This is a genomic window from Stenotrophomonas sp. STEN087 (genome assembly GCF_056759115.1).
In genome coordinates, this window is the sequence record NZ_JBRRCR010000077.1 from 1 (window position 1) to 20,855 (window position 20,855).

Genomic DNA, 20,855 nt, shown 5'->3' on the forward strand with positions numbered 1-20,855 from the left:
GTCCTGCGCACACGGCAAGACCGGGGTTGGGCGTCCTGCCCAACCCGCCCGAGGCATGCCTCGGGCCCATGCGGCTCACACCCCCTCAACCGGACCCACACCGCCTTCGACAGTTTTCCGCGACCTGTCGGAAAGGCAAGGGGTCGGATCCCGTTGCTTCGCAACGGGCTCTGACCCCAGATGAATTTCGATATCTGACAGATGTGTCGACCAAGGTCGCCACCTACCAACGGCCGCGTGTCCCGGTAGATCCACGCCATGCGTGGATGAATTCATTCGATATCCGACAGATGTGCCGACCAACGGTCGGCACCCACCAACAGCCGCGCGTCCCGGTAGATCCACGCCATGCGTGGATGAATTCATTCGATATCCGACAGATGTGCCTACCAACGGTCGGCACCTACCAACAGCCGCGCGTCCCAGTGGAGCCACGCCATGCGTGGATGAATTCATTCGATATCCGACAGATGTGCCGACCAACGGTCGGCACCCACCAACAGCAGGTTCCAACAGCCGCGGGGACCTGTCAGAGGTGGGGCGGTGTGGGTGGGCAGGACCGTTGGCGCCATGGATGGCGCCATCGAGCCCCCAGGGATGGGTTTACGGCGTGTCCTGCCCACCCACACCGCCCCGCCACCCACGGAATGCCGCTGTTGCTGTTGCTTCGGCCGTTGCCGTTGCATTGAGCAGGTGCAGGGCTGCAAGCCCTGCCGAAACCCTCCCCTACCATGACTGCAGTCACTTGCCCGATCGCCCCGCGCTGGCGAAAGTCGGACAGTTCAAGTGATCGGAGTGGTACTTTGCCCTCCGCACAGGTGTGAAAGAGAGAGAGACGCTGTGCAACGACGTGAGTTCCTGGCGTATTCCGGTCTGGGCCTTGCCGGCCTGGTGCTGCCGCATTCGCGGCTGATCGCGGCCGAGCAGCTGCTCGCGCCGGTGGATACCGCCCAGCGCCGGCGCCTGGCCGAGGTCGCCCTCGCCGCCGCGCGTGCGGCCAAGGCCAGCTACTGCGACGTGCGCATCGGCCGCTACCTCAACCAGTCGGTCATCACCCGCGAACACCAGGTCGGCAACGTGACCAACCGCGAGTCGTCCGGCGTGGGCGTGCGGGTCCTGGTCAACGGTGCCTGGGGCTTCGCTGCCACCCACCAGCAGACCGAGGCCGCCGTGCGCGGCGCGGTCGAGCAGGCCACGGCCATCGCCCGTGCCAACGCCAGCATCCAGACCCGTCCGGTGCAGCTGGCACCCACACCCGCAGTGGGTGAGGTGCGCTGGCAGGCCCCCGTGCGGAAGAACGCCATGGAAGTGCCGATCCAGGACAAGATCGAACTGCTGCTGGCGCTCAACGGCGCCGCGCTCGATGCCGGCGCCGACTTCATCAATTCCACGCTGTTCCTGGTCAACGAACAGAAGTACTTCGCCTCCAGCGACGGCTCCTTCATCGACCAGGACATCCACCGCATCTGGCTGCCGTTCACCGCCACCGCCATCGACAAGGCCAGCGGCAAGTTCCGCACCCGTGCCGGGCTGTCCTCGCCGATGGGCATGGGCTATGAATTCCTCGATGGCGATGCGCGCGGCAAGGTGCAGCTGCCCGGCGGCATCACCGCGTACCGCGATTCCTACGACCCGGTCGAGGACGCCATCGCCGCCGCCCGCCATGCACGCGAGAAGCTGAAGGCGCCCTCGGTGAAGCCCGGCAAGTACGACCTGGTGCTGGACCCGTCCAACCTGTTCCTGACCATCCACGAGAACGTCGGCCACCCGCTGGAACTGGACCGCGTGCTGGGCTACGAGGCCAACTACGCCGGCACCAGCTTCGCCACCCTGGACAAGCGCGATGCCGGGTTCCGCTGGGGCAGCGACCTCGTCACCTTCTTCGCCGACAAGACCCAGCCCGGCAGCCTCGGTGCGGTCGGCTACGACGATGAAGGGGTGAAGACCCAGCGCTGGGACCTGGTGCGCGATGGCGTGCTGGTCGATTACCAGGCTACCCGCGATGAGGCCCACATTCTGGGCCGCGAGGCCTCGCACGGCTGCAGCTACGCCGATTCCTGGTCCAGCGTGCAGTTCCAGCGCATGGCCAATGTCTCTCTGGCGCCGGGCAAGGCGCCGCTGAGCGTGGACGACATGATCAAGGACGTGGAGAACGGCATCTGGATCCACGGCCGCGGCTCCTATTCCATCGACCAGCAGCGCTACAACGCGCAGTTCGGCGGCCAGCTGTACTACCAGATCAAGGACGGCAGGATCGCCGGCATGGTCGAGGACGCGGCCTACCAGATCCGCACGCCGGAGTTCTGGAACGCCTGCACCGCGATCTGCGACCAGCGCGACTTCCGCCTCGGCGGTTCCTTCTTCGACGGCAAGGGCCAGCCCGCGCAGGTATCGGCGGTCTCGCACGGGTCGTCCACCACCCGCTTCAACGGCATCAACATCATCAACACCGCGCGCAGTCTCGGCGCCTGAGTCGTCCCATCCTTCGACGTGGAGAGCTGCCTTGCAGAGACGTGACTTCCTCGCCCTGACCGGGCTTACCGCGGGCGGCCTGATCGTGCCGTCGTTCTTCGGCAAGGCGATCGCCGCCGAGCAGCTGCAGTCCAGCCTCGACCTGGGGCTGAAGAAGCGCCTGGCCGATGCCGCGCTGCAGGCCGCCCGCAGCGCCGGCGCCACCTACTGCGATGTGCGCATCGGCCGCTACCTGCGGCAGTTCGTGATCACCCGCGAGGACAAGGTGCAGAACGTGGTGAACACGGAGTCGACCGGCGTCGGCATCCGCGTGATCGTCAACGGCGCCTGGGGCTTCGCCGCCACCAATGCGCTGGGCACCGCCGACGTGGCCCGTGCCGCGCAGCAGGCCGCCGCCATCGCCAAGGCCAACGCCGGCGTGCAGACCGCACCGGTGCAGCTGGCCAAGGCACCGGGCGTGGGTGAAGTGAGCTGGCGCACGCCGATCCGCAAGAACGCCATGGACGTGCCGATCAAGGAAAAGGTCGACCTGCTGCTGGACGTCAACGCGGCCGCGATGGGCGCCGGTGCCAGCTTCGTCAATTCGATGCTGTTCCTGGTCAACGAGCAGAAGTACTTCGCGTCCACCGATGGTTCCTACATCGACCAGGACGTGCACCGCATCTGGGCACCGATGACGGTCACCGCCATCGACAAGGCCAGCGGCAAGTTCCGCACCCGCGAGGGTCTGTCCGCGCCGATGGGCCTGGGCTACGAGTACCTGGACGGCGCCGCCGCCGGCAAGGTGCTCACCCCCAATGGCGTGGTGAACTACGGCTCCTCCTACGACATGAAGGAAGACGCCATTGCTGCAGCCAAGCAGGCGCAGGAGAAGCTGAAGGCACCGTCGGTGAAGCCCGGCAAGTACGACCTGATCCTCGATCCGTCGCACACCTGGCTGACCATCCACGAGTCGATCGGCCACCCGCTCGAACTCGACCGCGTACTCGGCTACGAAGCCAACTACGCCGGCACCAGCTTCGCCACCCTGGACAAGCGCGAGCAGCATTTCCAGTACGGCAGCGAGCACGTCAACATCTTTGCCGACAAGACCCAGCCGGGCAGCCTCGGCGCCGTGGCGTACGACGATGAAGGCGTGAAGTGCAAGCGCTGGGACCTGATCAGCAACGGCAAGCTGGTCGACTACCAGACCATCCGCGACCAGGCCCACATCCTTGGCAAGACCGAGTCCGATGGCTGCTGCTACGCCGATTCCTGGTCCAGCGTGCAGTTCCAGCGCATGGCCAACGTGTCGATGGCGCCGGGCAAGGCCCCGCTCAGCGTTCCGGACATGATCAAGGACGTCGAGAACGGCATCTACATCATCGGCGACGGCTCGTTCTCCATCGACCAGCAGCGCTACAACGCGCAGTTCGGTGGCCAGCTGTTCTACGAGATCAAGAACGGCAAGATCACCCGCATGCTGGAAGACGTGGCCTACCAGATCCGCACGCCGGAGTTCTGGAACGCCTGCACCGCCGTGGCCGACGAGCGCGACTACCGCCTGGGCGGTTCGTTCTTCGACGGCAAGGGCCAGCCGGGCCAGGTCTCGGCGGTCTCGCACGGTTCGTCCACCGCGCGCTTCAACGGCATCAACGTCATCAACACCGCACGCAGCCTCGGCTGACTGGTCAGGAGCCCTTACACCATGAGTATCTTCACCGAAGCCCAGGCCAAGGCCATCCTCGACAAGGTCATCGCCCTGTCCAAGGCCGATGAGTGCACCGCCGTGCTGGCCGGTTCGATCAACGGCAACATCCGTTTCGCCCTGAACAACGTGTCCACCAGTGGCATCGTGGACAACACCGAGCTGGCCGTCACCGTGGCCTTCGGCAAGCGCGTGGGCACCGCCTCGATCAACGAGTTCGACGATGCCGCGCTGGAACGCGTCGTGCGCCGCGCCGAGGACCTGGCCCGCCTGGCCCCGGAGAACCCGGAGTTCATGCCGGCCATCGGCAAGCAGACCTACCGCGCCAGCCCCACCTTCAGCGAATCCACAGCGGCCATCGATCCGGCCTTCCGCGCCAAGGTCGCCGCCGATTCCATCGCGCCGTGCCGTGGCAACGGCCTGATCGCCGCCGGCTTCCTGGAAGATGGCCAGGGCTTCTATGCCACCGCCAACAGCAACGGCAACTTCGGCTACCAGCGCAGCACCAGCTTCGACTACACCTGCACCGTGCGCACCGAAGACGGCCGCGGTTCGGGCTGGGTCGGCCGCAACCTGAAGGACGCGGCGGACTTCAAGGCCGACCAGGACATCCGCATCGCCATGCGCAAGGCCACCGAATCCTCGGAAGCCAAGGCGCTGGAACCGGGCAAGTACACGGTCATCCTCGAGCCGGCCGCCGCTGCAGGCCTGATCAGCTTCATGATGAACTTCTTCAGCGCGCGCTCGGCCGATGAAGGCCGCAGCTTCCTGTCCAAGCAGGGCGGCGGCAACAAGCTGGGCGAGCAGGTCTACGACCCGCGCGTGAGCATGTACGCCGACCCGTGGCATGCCGATGCACCGGTGCTGCCGTGGGATGGCGAGGGCATGCCGCGCGAGCGCATGGCCATCATCGAGAACGGCAAGGTCGCCAACCTGGACTACTCGCGCTTCTGGGCACAGAAGCAGGGCAAGACCGCCAAGGCCACGCCGGGCAACCTGCTGATGAGCGGTGGCGACAAGAGCACCGCCGATCTGGTGCGCGGCACCCAGAAGGGCATCCTGGTCACCCGCACCTGGTACATCCGCATGGTCGACCCGCAGACCGTGCTGCTGACCGGCCTGACCCGCGATGGCACCTTCTACATCGAGAACGGCCAGATCAAGCACCCGGTGAAGAACTTCCGCTTCAACGAATCGCCGGTGATCATGCTCAACAACATCGAAGAGCTGGGCAAGCCGGTGCGCGTGGCCGGTGATGAATCCAGCTACGTGATGATGATCCCGCCGATGAAGCTGCGCGATTTCACCTTCACCTCGCTGTCCGACGCGGTCTGATGGATCGGCGGGCCTGCCTGCGCTGGTTGGCCGCTGCCGCTTCGGCGGCGGCGCTGCCGGCCTTCGCGCAGTCAGGCCCGCGCAGTTCGCGCTACGACTTCTGGTTCACCCGCCTGCAGTACGACTCCGGCGATTGGGACGTGGACGCGCGCATGCCGTCCAACCTGATCACCTCGCTGATCGACTACACCTCGCTGCGCGTCGACCCGCAGGAACACGTGGTGGCCCTGGCCGACCCGCGCATGCTGGAGGCGCCGTTCTGCTATCTGGCCGGGCACACGCTGGTGGAGTTCAACGCCGCCGAGCGGCAGAACTTCGTGCGCTACGTGCGCAACGGCGGCTTCGTCTTCGTCGACGACTGCAACCATGACATCGACGGCCTGTTCGCCACCTCGTTCGAGGCGCAGATGGGCCGGCTGTTCGGGCCCAGGGCCCTGCAGAGGCTGCCCAACAGCCATGCCCTGTACCGCAGCTTCTTCCGCTTCCCCGACGGCCCGCCCGCCAGCGGCTTCGAGCTCAACGGCTGGGGCGATGACCTGGTGCACGACTACCTGAAGGGCATCGACGTCGATGGCCGCCTGGGCCTGCTCTACAGCAACAAGGATTACGGCTGCGAGTGGGACTACGACTGGCGCAACAAGCGCTTCCTGGCCGAAGACAACACCCGCTTCGGCGTCAACATCGTGATGTACGCGTTGAACAATTGAACGGACCACCGCCATGACCTCCCTCGATCTCGATTCCCTGCTGCCGCGCCTGGATGGGCTGCGCAGCGCCCTGGCCCGCGCCGTGGTCGGCCAGCACACGGTGGTCGAGCAGCTGCTGATCGGCCTGCTGGCCGGTGGCCACTGCCTGCTGGAAGGTGCGCCCGGCCTCGGCAAGACCCTGCTGGTGCGCTCGCTGGGGCAGGCGCTGGAGCTGCAGTTCCGGCGCGTGCAGTTCACCCCCGACCTGATGCCCAGCGACATCCTCGGCACCGAGCTGCTGGAAGAAGACCACGGCACCGGCCATCGTCATTTCCGCTTCCAGCAGGGCCCGATCTTCACGAATCTGCTGCTGGCCGACGAGCTCAACCGCACCCCGCCCAAGACCCAGGCGGCGCTGCTGGAAGCGATGCAGGAGCGCACGGTCAGCCATGCGGGCACCACGCGGGAGCTGCCCGCGCCGTTCTTCGTGCTGGCCACGCAGAACCCGATCGAGCAGGCCGGCACCTACCCGCTGCCGGAAGCACAGCTGGACCGCTTCCTGCTGCACGTGCTGGTGGACTACCCCAGCGAAGACGAAGAGCGCCGCATCATCGAACAGACCACCGGCGGTGCCACCGAAGCGGTGCCGAAGGTGATGGACGCCGAGGCGGTGATCGCCCTGCAGGCCGCCGTGCGCCAGGTGCATGTCAGCCCCGATGTACTGGCCTGGATCACCCGCCTGGTACGCGCCAGCCGCCCCGGCGACGGCGCACCGGCCGCGATCAACCAGTGGGTGAAATGGGGCGCCGGCCCGCGTGCCGGGCAGTCGCTGGTGCTGGCCGCCAAGGCGCGTGCACTGCTGCAGGGCCGCTTCGCCGCCACCCGCGAGGATGTGCAGGCGCTGGCCGCGCCGGTGATGCGCCATCGCCTGCTGCTGTCCTTCGCTGCCGAAGCCGAACAGAAGCGCGCCGACGACGTGGTCGCGGCGCTGCTGCAGGCCGTGCCTTTCCCGGGTTGAAGCAGGCGTGAGCACCGGTACACCGCTGACCCTGCCACCGGAACTGCGTGCGCGCCTGCGCACGTTGCGCCTGCGGCCGCGCCTGGCCAGTGGCGCCAGCGGTATCGGCCAGCACGCCAGCCGCAGCCGCGGTGCCGGCCTGGAATTCGCCCAGTACCGCGCCTACGAACCCGGCGACGAACTGCGCCAGATCGACTGGAAGTTGTACGCGCGCTCGGACCGCTTCTTCGTGCGCGAATCCGAACGCGAAAGCCCGATCACCGTCTGGCTGCTGCTCGATGCCACCGCCTCGGCCAGCCAGGCCGACCGCGCCGCGCCGCAGCGTACGCGCCTGGACCACATGCGCGGGCTGGCCGCCTGCCTGGTCGAGCTGGCCCTGCAGCAGGGCGATCGTTTCGGCCTGCTGGCGATCAACGGCGATGGCCTGCAGCTGGTACCGGCCGGCAACGGCGCGCGCCAGCGCGACCGCGTGCACCTGCAGCTGCATGCGCTGCAGGCCCGCGGTGGCTGGCCAGCCGCCGACCGCCTGCGCCCGCTGTGGGAACGCGTGCGCCCGGGCGATCTGCTGCTGGCCATCGGCGATGGCTTCGATGAAGCCGGCATCGTGCTGCTGGAACACCTGGCCAGCGCGCGCCGCGAGGTGATGCTGCTGCAGGTGCTGACCGCCGACGAGCGCGACTTTCCCTTCGATGCCGGCCATCGCTTCCGCGATCCGGAAACCGGCGAGGAGCTGCTTGGCGATGGCGCCGCGATCCGCGCCGACTACCTGCAGCGCTTCGCCGCCGCACACAGCGCGCTGCAGGCACGCCTGCAGGCCAGCGGCATCGCCAGCGCCACCGGATGGCTCGACCAGCCGCTGGACCAGCCGCTGCAGGCGCTGTTCGGCCGCGGGGGCGGCGCATGAACCTGCTGTTCCCGCTGGGCCTGGCCGCACTGGCCGCGTGGCTGCTGCCCCTGCTGATCCACCTGGCCCGGCGCCATCCGTATACACCGCTGGACTTCGCCGCACTGCGCTGGCTGCGCGCACAGATCCGCCCTCGCCAGCGCATCCGCTTCGATGATTGGCCGCTGCTGCTGGTGCGCCTGCTGTTGCTGGCCGCACTGGCGCTGCTGCTGGCACGCCCGGCGCTGACCGGCAGCGCAGCACCGCCCAGCGCGTGGACCGTGGTCGCGCCCGGGCTGGATGCCCGCGCACTGCGCGGCACCGGCGAAGAGGGCAACTGGCATTGGCTGGCACCCGGCTTCCCGTCCGTCGAACAGCCCGCGCCCGCGACACCTGCGCCGCTTTCCAGCCTGCTGCGCGAACTCGACGCGCAGCTGCCCGCCGGCACTGCGCTGACCGTGCATGTGCCCGACCCGCTGTCCGGCCTCGATGGTGCACGCCTGCAGCTGTCGCGTCCCGTGCAGTGGCAGGCGCATGTCGTGCCCCTCGCCAGCGCACAGGCCACAGTGGCCTCGCCACGCCTGCGCGTGCATGCCGAGGCACCGGCCAGCGCGCGGCAGTGGATCGGCGCCCTGCAGCGTGCGTGGAGCACCCAGCCCGCCGCCGCCGAGCTGCCTGCCGACACGCTCCCCACACGCGGCGAAATCGCGGTGTGGGGACGTAGCGATGCACTGCCGGCCGCATGGCAGGCTTGGCTGCGCGACGGCGGCAGCGTGATGACCGCGGCCAGACCTGATGCTGCCGCCACGGTGGTGCTGCGAAGTGCGGAAGGCGCACCGCTGCTGTGGCAGCAGCGCGTCGGCCAGGGCCGCCTGCTGTCGCTGCCCGGCGAATGGGATGCCGCCCACAACGGCGCCCTGCGTGATGCCCGCTTGCCGCAGGCCCTGCTGCTGGCCCTGCAGCCGCCAGCACCACCGCGCGTGGGCGATGCGCGCGATCACGCGCCGCAGCAGGCAGTACTGCCTGCAGCCGCCGCCGCACCACGCGAGCTGACCCCGTGGCTGCTGCTGGCCATCGTGCTGCTGTTCGCGCTGGAACGCGGGATGGCCAGTCGCGCAGCGCGGAGGCCGGCATGAACGCGTTGCAGCGCAGCTGGCAGCGCGCACGTCGCCGCCGCGCCAGCATCACTGTGCTGCTTGGCCTGCCCTGGACGCTGGCCGCCACCGCGCTGACCCTGCGCCTGGCCGGCTTCGATGCCGCCTGCGTGGTCGCCACACTGGCCCTGCTGGCCTGCGCCGGCGTGGCCGTCGCGCGGGCAAGGCAGTTGGACCGGCGCTGGCTGCAGTGCCAGCTCGATGGCAGCGGCCGCAGCGAAGACAGCGCCGACCTGCTGTTTGCCGATGTCGCCCGCCTTAACCCGTTGCAGCAACGCCAGCGCGCGCATGTACTGGCCACGCTGGAACGCACGATGCCGGACCTGCGCCCGCGCTGGCCGCGCGCCGCACTGGCGCTGTGCTGGATCGGCGGTCTGGCCATCGCCCTGCTCGCGCTGGGCTGGCCACGCACCGCGGGCGTCTCCGCAGGCATCGGTGCCACGGCAACGGCACCCACGGCGGCGGCCGGTCCGCTGCAGCTGCAGTCGACCCGCCTGCAGATCGATGCACCGGTGTACACCGGCCAGGCCACGCTCACCCAGAACGCACTGGACGCCAAGGTGGCCGCCGACAGCCGGCTGTCGTGGTCGCTGCGCTTCGACCGCACGCCCAGCAAGGCATGGCTGCAGTTCCACGATGGGCGACGGCTGCCGCTGCACGAGCACGATGGCCAGTGGCAGGCGCAGGACGTGGCCCGCGCGCCGGTGCTGTACCGCGTGGTCAGCGAGCCCGCCCTGGCCAGCACCCGCCTGTACCGGCTGGATGTGGTGGCTGACCGCGCGCCCAGCGTGCGCGTGCTGGAACCGGCCGCCAGCCTGGTCCTGGGCACGCCGGGGCAGCGGCAGTGGACGCTGCGCTTCGAAGCGAGCGATGACTACGGCGTGGCCGCGCAGGCTAAGCTGTCGATCACCACCACCCAGGGCAGTGGCGAGAACATCACCTTCGTCCAGCGCAGCGTCACCCTCACCGGCAGCGGCGAACCCACCGCGCGGCGCTTCGCCCACACGCTCGATCTGGCGGCACTCGGCGCGCAGCCCGGCAACGATGTGATCGCCCAGCTGGAAGTACGCGACAACCATGCCCCCAGCGCGCAGACCGGGCGCAGCAGCAGCGTGATCCTGCGCCTCCCGACCACCGAAGTCGCGCTCGGTGCCGAACTGGAAGGCCGCATCAAGAAGACGCTGCCGGCCTACTTCCGCAGCCAGCGGCAGATCATCATCGATGCCGAGGCGCTGATCCGCCAACGCCGCAGCCTGGCCGCCGATGACTTCATCAAGCGCAGCGATGCGATCGGCGTCGACCAGCGCATCCTGCGCCTGCGCTACGGCCAGTTCCTCGGCGAGGAAAGCGAAGGCGCGCCGAAGGCACCGCCGACCAGCGACCTGCCCACCAGTGATGCACCCACGGCGGACGCGCACGATCACGACGATGACCACGGACATGCGCAGGCCGGTGCGCATGACGACCACGATCATGACCACGGCGGTGCCGCCGGCAACGGCGACACGCCGCCGGTGTTCGGCAGCGCCACCGACGTGCTGTCCGAGTATGGCCACACCCACGACCACGCCGAGGCCGCCACCCTGCTCGATCCGCAGACCCGCGCCACGCTGAAGGCCGCGCTGGACCAGATGTGGTCCTCCGAGGGTGAGCTGCGCCAAGGCCGCCCGGAGCAGGCGCTGCCGTTCGCCTACAAGGCGCTGGCCTTCATCAAGCAGGTGCAGCAGGCCGAGCGCATCTACTTGGCACGCGTCGGCCCGGAACTGCCGCCGATCGACGAGGGCCGACGGCTGGGCGGCGACCGCGCCGGGCTGGCCAGCCGCGAGCTGCCGCTGGCCGCACGCACACCGCCGGACCCGGCCATCGTCGAAGCCTGGCAGCGGCTGGGCGACGGTGATGGCAGGCCTGACCTGGACGCTTTGGCCACGTGGCAGCAGCGCAACGCCGCCTTCCTGCCCGACGCCCTCGATCTGGCCGCCGCCATTGAACAGCTGCGCATCGAACCGGATTGCAGCGACTGCCGCCAGCGCCTGCGCGCACAGCTGTGGCGCGCCCTGCAGCGTCCGTTGCCGCAGGTAATGCAGCGCACCGCCACTGATGCAATGGGCCAGCGTTACCTCGATGCGCTGGAGGTACAGCCATGAATGCCACTGCATTGAACCTGTGGCTGGCCGTGGCCCTGGCGGTCATCGTCATCCTCGCCAGCGTCATGCAGCTGCGTGCGCCCACCGCTCATCGCGGCCGGCGCGCGGCACGGCTGGGCCTGCAGGCCATCGCCGCCGTGCTGCTGTATTTCTGCCTGCTGCCGCCCAGCCAGCAGCTGCCTGCGGGCGGCCTGGTCGTGCTCACTGCAGATGCGGCGGCTGCCGGCGCGTTGCCGGCCAGCGATGGCCCGCTGCTGCTGTTGCCGGAGGCGGCGGATGTGCCGGGCGGCCAGCGCGTACCTGATCTGGCCACGGCGCTGCGCCAGCACCCGGCCTCCACGTTGACCCTGGTCGGCGCCGGCCTGGCAGCGCGTGACCGGGACGCCGTGCTGCCGGCGAACCTGCGCTGGCAGGGCTCGCCTGCACCGCGTGGCTGGATCGCGCTGCAGCCGCCGGCCGATGCCGCACCCGGTGCGCGCTTCGAGGTGCACGCGCAGGCACACGGTGTCACCGCTGGCCGCGCCGAACTGCTGGACCCCGCCGACACCGTGGTTGATCGCGTGGACGTGGCCGCCGATGGCCGCGTGCAGCTCAGCGGCATCGCCCGCGCACCGGGCCGCAGCGTGTTCCATCTGCGCCTGCTGGATGCGCAGGCCCATGTGCTGGACAGCGTGCCGGTGCCGCAGCAGACGCTGGCGGCCGCACCGCTGCGTCTGCTGGTGCGTGCCAGCGCACCCGGCCCGGAACTGAAGTACCTGCGTCGCTGGGCCACCGATGCCGGCCTGCGCGTGCAGGTGCAGGCCGACACCGGCGCCGGGCTCAGCGTAGGCGATGGCGCAGTGGCGCTGGATGCGACCGCACTGGCGCGCAGCGACCTGCTGCTGCTCGACGAGCGCAGCGTGGCGGCATTGAGCGCGGGGCAACTGGCGGCGGTGCGCCAGGCACTGCGCGATGGCCTCGGCGTGCTGGTCCGCAGTGCGGGCGCGCCATCGGCCAGCGCGCGGCAACGCCTGCGCGATCTCGGCCTGCCGGTGCAGGGCGATGGCAGCAGCCACGCCGTCGAACTGCCTGGCGACGGCGAGAGCGCGATGCTCGCCGCACGCCGCGGCCCGCTGGACTCGGCCACCCTGCCCACCGCCGATGGCGAAGCGGCGGACCGCAGCTCGCACAGCGCCTCCCTGCCCTCGCTGGAGGCGCTGGCGCTGCAGGTCAACGACGGCAGCGCCCTGCTGCACGACACCGCCGACCAGCCCCTCGGTGGCTGGCGCGGCGTCGGCAAGGGCCGCATCGGCCTGCTGCCGGTCACCGACAGCTGGCGTTGGGTGCTGGCCGGCCGCGATGATCGCCACGGCGAACTGTGGAGCGGTGTGGTCGCCACGCTGGCACGCGCACAGGCCGGCACGGACGCGCTGTGGTCACCGCAGGCGCAGGCGTGGCTGGGCGAGCGTGTCGCACTGTGTGGCGTGCAGGCGCCGCTGCAGGCGTTCGATGCGAAGGGCGCGGCCGTGCCGCTGGTGGTCGATGCCGCTACCTCGTCGATGCGCTGCGCCGGTTGGTGGCCGCAGGCAGCAGGCTGGCAGCGCCTGCAGCATGGCGACACGACCGTGTGGCGCTACGTGTTCGACGCGAAGGAGGCAGCGGCGCTGCATCGCCAGGCGATGAGCGATGCGACGACGCAGGCGTTGGCCGCGGCCATGCCTGCAAGTGCCGCAGCGACGCAGCCGGTGCCCGGCTCACGCTGGCCGTGGTGGCTGGCGTTCGTGCTGTGCACATCGCTGCTGTGGTGGCTGGAACGGCGGCGCTGAGCCCCGGGGTCGGATCCCTTTCGCACGCATCGCAGACAGCATCCACGCATGGCGTGGATCTACTGCCCCGCGCGGATCAGCGGGTTCAGCGCCCATCCCTCAACGCGCCCCGGTGCGCCGGTACCCCCGTCGAACACACGGGGTCGGATCCCTTTCGCATGCGAAAGGGCTCTGACCCCATCCATCACCCGTCAGCGCGCCCCGGTGCGCCGGTACACCCCGTCGAAGCGCACGTTCATCCCACCGCACTCGCTGTTGTCCGACACCACCAGCACGTCGCCCAGCAACTGCGCATGCACCGTGCAGCTGTCCTCGACGAAATCCACCTGGCTGCCGCGCGGCGTGGCCTGCGCTTCCACCTGGCCCATGTTCGGCCCATACGGGCGCTGTTCCGGGGTGGGGTTGGCCGACGGCCAGTACGCATCACCTTCGACGTGAAGCTGGCTGCCACGTACCGAGATACTCAGCCCGTTGTCGCCATCCTTCCAGTCACCGGCCCAGCCCTGCAGCGTCGGCGTCACCCGTGCCACCGGCTGCAGCTTGCTGCGCTCGACCCAACCGGCACTGCCGCCCACCTTGTTGGGGAAGAACGCGCAGCGGTACGGGCCCAGATCGCGGCCGGTCACCACCGTGTCACCGCTCACCACGTAGCTGCGCTGGCGGCAGGCGGGTTCGCCCTTGGCCGGGCAGCCGTCCATGTCACCGAGCAGGTACAGGCGCTGCGTGCCCACCACCTTGGCCACGGCGAAATCCGATTGCGCGGAAGGAAACGCGCCGTTGCGGCACGAGCCGTCGTCGGCCAGGTCGCTGGCCAACGCGGACACGGGCAGAAGAAGGGCAAGCAGGAGGATTTTCGACACCACAGCAGCAACCAGGAGGGAGGACGACAGGATCGTACGCTCCTGCCTGTCATCGGCACCACACTCTGCAACAAATTGCATTTCGCTGCTTGTCGTTGCCGCGCAGACTATCCAGTCGCCTTCCAGCACCCGATCACCACCTGCGAACATGAAACTTGTTGGTGTGCTTCTCGCCCTGCTCGCCGCACTTCCCGTACTGCTTGATTACCTGACCCGCTGGGAAGCACGCCGCGCGTTCAAGTCACTCGCAGAACAAGCGCCGGTGCGTCTGCTCAGCGAGGACGAGGACGCCGCGCTGGAACCATTCCGCAGCGTACTGGAGCTGGGTCGCGATTGCGGCGTTCGCATTCTTGAGGGGCCCTGCGTCGAGCACCGCCGATGGATGCGGGGAGGCGCCAGCTCAGCCTGGCGCAGCCTCGCCGGGGTCAAGGTGCTGCTGCCCTTCAACGCGCTGGAACACCTCGGTACCCACAACCGTGCCGAAGTGGTGCTCGGTCGCCGCTTTGTGGTCATCGTCCGCATGCAGGGGTTCGATATCGCGACGGCCGGCACGCGTACCCTGCGCACGGCCGCGACACACATCAGCCAACGCCACGAGACCGCGGATGAGCGGACACAGCGCCGGCGGCCGGCCATTCCGTGGTGGCCCACCGCGCTGGCGCTGGCGGCCGGCATCTGCGGAGCACTGCCACAGCTGGGCCTGGGCCAATGGAGCTGGATGGCCGTGGCAGTGGGGCTGGTGCTGGCATCTACTGCGTTCGGGCTGTACCGGCGCAGGCACGTGGGAACGAAGGCACTGCAGCCCGTGGTGCGCGTGCGGGGTCGGCTCAGCGCGCTGCAGTTCGCAGATCCGCACGAGAGCACCTTCAGCCACACGGTGATGCTGCTGGGCAACGACCAGCGGCTGGTCATCGACCCGACCTGGAGGGCGTCCGGCGCCATCGCCCCGGGGCGCTGGCTGGAGGCCGAGGTCCGCCCGCACGACCGGCGCCTGTTGTCGTTGGGCCCGGACTGGTCACTGAGTGCCGACGAGAGGCGGTTTCCACCGGTGCCGGTCGCCCGGCACCTGCTGATGTTCCTGGTGGCGGTGCTGTCACTGCTGCTGATGCTCTGGTCGGGTGACGGTCCGCGGATCGAGGCAGCGCGTGCGGCAGAGCTGCTCGGCCCTGCCAAGCTGCGGACGGACACACAGCCCGGAACGCTGCTGGGGCATCCTCCCGCACCCGGCGATAGGGTGCACATCACGGTCGATGCCACCTGCGAACTGGTCACCCGGCGGCATGCCGGACAGGTGCTGGCGGTGCCCGACTGCAGCCGGCTTCGCTGGGGTGGCGCTCCGCTGCAGGTGCCCCCTCTGGCGGTTGCCGACTCCATCCTGCGCCTGGGTGCCGGGAATACCCTGCGCGTGCATTGGAAGCCGGCCGACGGCATCTTCCCTGCTTACCAGCGGGTGTCGGGGCTGGATGCGCTGCGCCGCGAACTGGAGGCTGCCTGCACCGATGGTCTACGCGGCTGCGACGATCTCCGCGCACAGCTTGCGGCGCTCTCCCCGGACGACAGCGCAGTACTTCCCCGTTGGACGATCATGAACCTCAAGGACGCCCTGGAAGAAGCCGCGCATGCACCTGTTCTCGCTGCGTGGGCTGCATCCACGCCCGCGCTTCTGGCCGCACAGAACGGTGGCGTCGTACTGGTCGATGCCGAGGCGAATCGGGAATCGGACACCGCAGCGTTCGCGTTTGGCGATGCCGGCGCCGCGTGGAAGACCCTGCGCGACGCAGCCACGCACGCGAAGCGGATCGCCTGGTCCGGTACCGTGCAGTCCCGCAGCACGGATGGTCGGACGCTGTGGCTGGAGGTGGACCGCACACGCCCCGCCCATGGCGCCATCGCGGGGATGGCCTACTGCATATGGCTGATCGGCGCGTCATTGCTGGCCCTGGTCCAGGGCATCCTGCTGGTCCGCGCCGTGCCCCGGGCACTCTCGCGGTCCGCCGCCTTCGCCGATGAACTCAAGCAGCGCCCTGCACCGCGTGCCTCCTGGCCGACATGATGCGCGGTGCCGCGCCTACTTCCCGGCCGAGGGATCGCAGCCGTCCTGCTGCTCGCAGAACTGTTGTGCCCGGCGTCGCTGTTCGGGAGTCAGCTCCGGCGGCGGCCGTGCGATGGCGGCCTGGATCTGGTCGGGGCCACCGGTGAGCTTGTTCAGACCGCGACCCGCCGCCAGTACGCCCTTCACCACGCCCATCATGATGTAGCCACCCCCCATGCTCACCTGCTCGGGCGATGGCGGCTCGCTCCAGTCGCGGCTGAAACGGTTGTCACCGAACTTCACCGGGTTCTTGAAACGGTACAGGTCCAGCGCCTCGTCCTCGGGCTTGATCGCACGTACTTCACCCAACGTGGTGACATCGCCCTGCGGCGGCGTGGGCAAGTCCGGTGGCGCGGCAGCATCGGCGGCCGGCACCCCGCTCGCTGCAGGCGGTTCGATCACGGGGTCAACCTGCTGCGCGTGCGCAGTGGCGGCCAGCATCATGCCGGCCAGAAGTGCTCCCTGCAGTTCCCGTCGTGCCACAGCCATCGCCCTGTCTGGTGCGTCCAATCCCCGAGGATACGCATCACGGCTTCAGATTTCGTTGGCGGCAGTACCGGCGTTCAGCCGGCGATGTCCATGCCGCCGCTCTGAATGGTTCACTGCATCCCGGCACACCGTCTCACACCCTGAGACCCATCTGTGGTGCCATGTGACCCCTCGCAAACCGTCCCGGCTCCCTCCTCCATGGCCTACGAACTCGCCAAGCGCACGGCCGACGCCGAGCAGAAGCTCGCCACCCGCGACGGCCTGCCCGCGCGCGATGGCGCCCTGCTCAGTGCGCGCCTGCAGCGCCGCTACCACGACCGCATCACCGGCAGCTTCGCCATTCCCGGCCGCGAGGGCCGCTACGCGCCTGTTCCCGATTCGGTGCCGCCGGCCCTGGCCGCCGCCCTGAAGGCACGCGGTATCGAGCAGCTCTACAGCCACCAGGCCGAAGCCTGGGAGGCCAGCCAGCGCGGCGAGCACGTGGCCATCGTCACCCCCACCGCCAGCGGCAAGTCGCTGTGCTACACCCTGCCGGTGGTCAGCGCGGCCATGCAGGACAAGGCCAAGGCGCTGTATCTGTTCCCGACCAAGGCGCTGGCCCAGGACCAGGTGGCCGAGCTGCTGGAACTCAACCGCGCCGGCGACCTCGGCGTGAAGGCCTTCACCTTCGATGGCGACACGCCCGGCGATGCGCGCCAGGCCATCCGCCTGCACGGCGACATCGTGGTGTCCAACCCGGACATGCTGCACCAGGCCATCCTGCCCCACCACACCAAGTGGGCGCAGTTCTTCGAGAACCTGCGCTACATCGTCATCGACGAGGTGCACACCTACCGCGGCGTGTTCGGCAGCCACGTCACCAACGTGCTGCGCCGGCTCAAGCGCATCTGCGCGTTCTACGGCGTGCAACCGCAGTTCATCCTGTGCTCGGCCACCATCGGCAACCCGCAGGCGCATGCCGAAGCGCTGATCGAGGCACCGGTTACCGCCATCACCGAATCCGGCGCGCCCAGCGGGCCCAAGCAGGTGCTGCTGTGGAACCCGCCGGTGATCAACCCGGACCTGGGCCTGCGTGCCTCGGCACGTTCGCAGAGCAACCGCATCGCCCGCATCGCGATCAAATCCGGGTTGAAGACCCTGGTGTTCGCGCAGACGCGGCTGATGGTGGAAGTGCTGACCAAATACCTGAAGGACATCTTCGACCACGACCCGCGCAAGCCGCCCCGCATCCGCGCCTACCGCGGTGGCTACCTGCCCACCGAACGCCGCGAGACCGAGCGTGCGATGCGTGCGGGCAACATCGACGGCATCGTCAGCACCTCGGCGCTGGAGCTGGGCGTGGATATCGGCAGCCTCGACGTGGTCATCCTCAACGGCTACCCCGGCAGCGTGGCCGCCACCTGGCAGCGCTTCGGCCGCGCCGGTCGCCGCCAGCAGCCCGCGCTGGGCGTGATGGTGGCCAGTTCGCAGCCGCTGGACCAGTACGTGGTGCGGCATCCGGATTTCTTCGCCGAGGCCTCGCCCGAACACGCGCGCATCGCCCCGGACCAGCCGCTGATCCTGTTCGACCACATCCGCTGCGCGGCCTTCGAGCTGCCGTTCCGGGTCGGCGATGGCTTCGGCCCGATCGATCCGGAAGTGTTCCTGGAAGCGCTGGCCGAAACCGAAGTCATCCACCGCGAGGGCGAGCGCTGGGAATGGATCGCCGACAGCTATCCGGCCAACGCGGTCAGCCTGCGTGCGGTGGCCGATGGCAACTTCGTGGTGGTCGACCGCAGCGATGGCCGCCAGCAGATCATCGCCGAGGTCGACTATTCCGCGGCCGCGCTCACGCTGTACGAAGGCGCGATCCACATGGTGCAGTCGACCCCCTACCAGGTTGAAACGCTGGACTGGGAGGGCCGTAAGGCCTACGTCACGCGCACCCACGTGGACTACTACACCGACAGCATCGACTTCACCAAGCTCAAGGTGCTGGACCGCTTCGATGGCGGCGTGGCCGGGCGTGGTGATTCGCACCATGGCGAAGTGCACGTGGTGCGCCGCGTGGCGGGCTACAAGAAGATCCGCTATTACACGCACGAGAACATCGGCTACGGCCCGGTCAACCTGCCCGACCAGGAGCTGCATACCACGGCGGTGTGGTGGCAGCTGCCGCAGGCGCTGCTGCTGCGCGCGTTCGCCAGCAAGCAGGATGCGCTGGATGGCTTCCTCGGCGCCGCCTACGCACTGCACATCGTCGCCACTGTGGCGGTGATGGCCGATGCGCGCGACCTGCAGAAGTCGGTCGGCAACGGCGATGGTTCGTGGTTCGCGATCGCCGACCAGACCGGCCGTGGCCAGCTGCGCGGCGGCGAGGGTGATCCCGGCATCGTCGAGCTGCTGCAGGAGTTCGTGCCGACGGTGTACCTGTACGACAACTTCCCCGGCGGCGTCGGCCTCAGCGAGCCGCTGTGGCAGCGCCAGGCCGAACTGGTGCAGCGCGCGCGCGAACTGGTGCAGCGCTGCGACTGCAAGGCCGGCTGCCCGGCCTGCGTGGGCCCGGTACTGGCCGCACAGGAAGAGGATGACACCTCGCCGCGCGCGTTGGCGCTGCGCGTGCTCGACCTGTTTGACGCCGAAGCCTGCCAGCATGTGCACGACGTGGTGGTGACCACGCGCGACCCGATGGAGCTGCTGGCACCGTGAGCCTGAGCCTGGACAAGCTGCGCCTGCTGCGGAAGCAGGCCGGCGACCCGAAGGCGAGCACGCCGGCCGCGCCCGAGCCGCCGCCGGCAGCACCGGCGCCGGTGGCCGCCAACGATGCACGGCAGCCCGCGGCCGAGCGCTCGGTGTTTGCCTGGGTCGAACAGGAGATCCGCCACAAGCCGACCGGCGCGGCAGCACCTGCCGCGGCGCCGCCCGCACTGCGGCGGCCGGAGGTAGGCGGCCTGCATCGCCTGCTCGGGCTGCGCACGCGCGGCACCGTCGCCCCGGTGCGGGCGAGCGCGCAGGACCGGCAGCTGCCCGGCGAAGAAATCGCACCGGGCCTGTTCCTGATCGAATCACTGCAGCCGCAGGCGATTCCCGCGCAGCCGTTGTCGCTGGATTTCGCCCGCCGCGATGGCGAGCACGTGGCCGCGCGCGACCTGCTGTTCTTCGATACCGAAACCACCGGCCTGGCCGGTGGCACCGGCACCCGCGCCTTCATGATCGGCGCCGCCGACTGGCATGCCTGCCCGCAGCGCGGCGAAGGCCTGCGCATCCGCCAGCTGCTGATGTCCACCATGGCCGCCGAGGACGCGATGCTGGCCACCTTCGCCAGCTGGCTGCAGCCGTCCACCGTGTTCTGCAGCTACAACGGCCGCAGCTACGATGCGCCGCTGCTGAAGGCCCGCTACCGGCTGACCCGACAGCGCGACCCGATCACCGCACTGGACCATGTGGACCTGCTCTACCCCACGCGCCGGCGTTATCGCGGCAGCTGGGAGAACTGCAAGCTCTCCACCATCGAACGCCAGCTGCTGCGCGTGGTGCGTGAGGATGACCTGCCCGGTTCGGAAGCGCCTGCGGCGTGGCTGCGTTACCTGCGCGGCGGCGATGCAGTGAACCTGCGCCGCGTGGCCGACCACAACCACCAGGACGTGGTGACCCTGGCCCTGCTGCTGCAGCGGCTGATCCGCGAGGAACAGCGCGAGCGCGAAACGCTGGCGCTGGTGCAGCCCTGAGCGCGCGCGGGTTCAGGCGGCGTTGACACCACTGACCCGCGCAGCGGCGACACTGCCCGCTGTCCCTTCACCGGAGCCGTGCCCATGCGCCCTACGACCTTGTTGCTGCTGGCCAGCATCCTGCCGCTCGCGGCCTGCAGCCATGCCGGTACCAACAGCACTGCCGACACAGCCCCCCTGCCGCCCAAGGGCGCCGAGGGCACGCATGAGTGCCGCCCCGAGGCGCTGGAAGCCTTCACCGGCAAGACTGCCGACGAGGCGACGATCAAGAAGCTGGTGGCCGACAGCGGCGCGCGCAACGCACGCGTGGTGAAGCCGGGCATGGCCGTGACGATGGATTTCCGCCAGGACCGCGTGACCGTGCACGTGGACGAGCAGAACCGGATCGAACGCGCCAGCTGCGGTTGATCCGGTAGCGCCCGGGGCCCCCGAGCGCGTGTGAACCCCACAGACACCCCACCCGCCACCCCCCCGTGGGCAGGCCGTCACCCCGACGCAACGCCGCTGGGCGAGGGGCCAGGGC

Annotated in this window: 15 protein-coding genes; 13 read left to right on the forward strand and 2 right to left on the reverse strand. The window is 69.3% G+C overall.

Features of this window, described 5'->3' with window-relative positions; translation table 11 throughout:
- The first annotated feature begins 840 nt into the window (after positions 1-840).
- Genes ACVOK1_RS16605 through ACVOK1_RS16645 form a run of 9 tightly spaced genes read left to right on the forward strand, consistent with a single transcriptional unit; the run spans position 841 to position 13,184 of the window.
- Positions 841-2,472, forward strand: a complete 1,632-nt coding sequence (locus tag ACVOK1_RS16605; RefSeq protein ID WP_481562699.1) for a TldD/PmbA family protein — start codon at positions 841-843, stop codon at positions 2,470-2,472.
- A 31-nt stretch (positions 2,473-2,503) separates the two neighbouring features.
- Positions 2,504-4,138: a TldD/PmbA family protein gene (locus ACVOK1_RS16610; RefSeq protein WP_481562700.1), complete on the forward strand. Its 1,635-nt coding sequence runs from the start codon at positions 2,504-2,506 to the stop codon at positions 4,136-4,138.
- Positions 4,139-4,159: 21 nt separating this feature from the next.
- On the forward strand, positions 4,160-5,494 hold the full coding sequence (locus ACVOK1_RS16615) for a TldD/PmbA family protein (RefSeq protein WP_481562701.1): 1,335 nt from the start codon (positions 4,160-4,162) through the stop codon (positions 5,492-5,494).
- The gene (locus ACVOK1_RS16620) at positions 5,494-6,201 is read left to right on the forward strand and encodes a DUF4159 domain-containing protein (protein ID WP_481562702.1); all 708 of its coding nucleotides are present in this window, start codon (positions 5,494-5,496) and stop codon (positions 6,199-6,201) included. The genes ACVOK1_RS16615 and ACVOK1_RS16620 overlap by 1 nt, the downstream gene beginning before the upstream one ends.
- A gap of 13 nt (positions 6,202-6,214) precedes the next feature.
- Entirely contained in the window at positions 6,215-7,198 is a 984-nt protein-coding gene (locus ACVOK1_RS16625; RefSeq protein ID WP_108767248.1) for an AAA family ATPase, read from the forward strand.
- Between the two features lie 7 nt (positions 7,199-7,205).
- The gene (locus tag ACVOK1_RS16630; protein WP_481562703.1) at positions 7,206-8,102 is read left to right on the forward strand and encodes a DUF58 domain-containing protein; all 897 of its coding nucleotides are present in this window, start codon (positions 7,206-7,208) and stop codon (positions 8,100-8,102) included.
- Positions 8,099-9,217 carry a BatA domain-containing protein gene (locus tag ACVOK1_RS16635; protein WP_481562704.1) on the forward strand — a complete coding sequence of 373 codons (1,119 nt, stop codon included), beginning with the start codon at positions 8,099-8,101 and terminating at the stop codon, positions 9,215-9,217. The genes ACVOK1_RS16630 and ACVOK1_RS16635 overlap by 4 nt, the downstream gene beginning before the upstream one ends.
- Entirely contained in the window at positions 9,214-11,379 is a 2,166-nt protein-coding gene (locus ACVOK1_RS16640; RefSeq protein WP_481562705.1) for a hypothetical protein, read from the forward strand. The genes ACVOK1_RS16635 and ACVOK1_RS16640 overlap by 4 nt, the downstream gene beginning before the upstream one ends.
- Entirely contained in the window at positions 11,376-13,184 is a 1,809-nt protein-coding gene (locus ACVOK1_RS16645; protein ID WP_481562706.1) for a hypothetical protein, read from the forward strand. Before ACVOK1_RS16640 ends, ACVOK1_RS16645 begins: the two co-directional genes overlap by 4 nt.
- A gap of 191 nt (positions 13,185-13,375) precedes the next feature.
- On the opposite strand, the gene ACVOK1_RS16650 is transcribed toward ACVOK1_RS16645, so the two are convergent.
- Positions 13,376-14,044 (reverse strand): hypothetical protein, encoded by a 669-nt coding sequence (locus tag ACVOK1_RS16650; protein ID WP_481562707.1) that lies wholly within the window; start codon positions 14,042-14,044, stop codon positions 13,376-13,378.
- A 148-nt stretch (positions 14,045-14,192) separates the two neighbouring features.
- Between ACVOK1_RS16650 and ACVOK1_RS16655 the strand changes: the two genes are divergently transcribed.
- Complete coding sequence (locus ACVOK1_RS16655) at positions 14,193-16,097, forward strand: hypothetical protein (RefSeq protein WP_481562708.1); 1,905 nt, start codon at positions 14,193-14,195, stop codon at positions 16,095-16,097.
- A gap of 15 nt (positions 16,098-16,112) precedes the next feature.
- Here the strand turns inward: ACVOK1_RS16655 and ACVOK1_RS16660 are convergent, their stop codons facing one another.
- Complete coding sequence (locus ACVOK1_RS16660) at positions 16,113-16,625, reverse strand: hypothetical protein (protein WP_481562709.1); 513 nt, start codon at positions 16,623-16,625, stop codon at positions 16,113-16,115.
- A gap of 198 nt (positions 16,626-16,823) precedes the next feature.
- On the opposite strand from ACVOK1_RS16660, the gene ACVOK1_RS16665 reads away from it, so the two are divergent.
- From ACVOK1_RS16665 to ACVOK1_RS16675, 3 genes are all read left to right on the forward strand, one after another.
- The gene (locus ACVOK1_RS16665; RefSeq protein ID WP_200750954.1) at positions 16,824-19,313 is read left to right on the forward strand and encodes a DEAD/DEAH box helicase; all 2,490 of its coding nucleotides are present in this window, start codon (positions 16,824-16,826) and stop codon (positions 19,311-19,313) included.
- The gene (locus ACVOK1_RS16670; RefSeq protein WP_481562710.1) at positions 19,310-20,332 is read left to right on the forward strand and encodes a ribonuclease H-like domain-containing protein; all 1,023 of its coding nucleotides are present in this window, start codon (positions 19,310-19,312) and stop codon (positions 20,330-20,332) included. Before ACVOK1_RS16665 ends, ACVOK1_RS16670 begins: the two co-directional genes overlap by 4 nt.
- Positions 20,333-20,416: 84 nt before the next feature.
- Complete coding sequence (locus ACVOK1_RS16675; protein WP_333629611.1) at positions 20,417-20,740, forward strand: I78 family peptidase inhibitor; 324 nt, start codon at positions 20,417-20,419, stop codon at positions 20,738-20,740.
- Positions 20,741-20,855 lie beyond the last annotated feature (115 nt).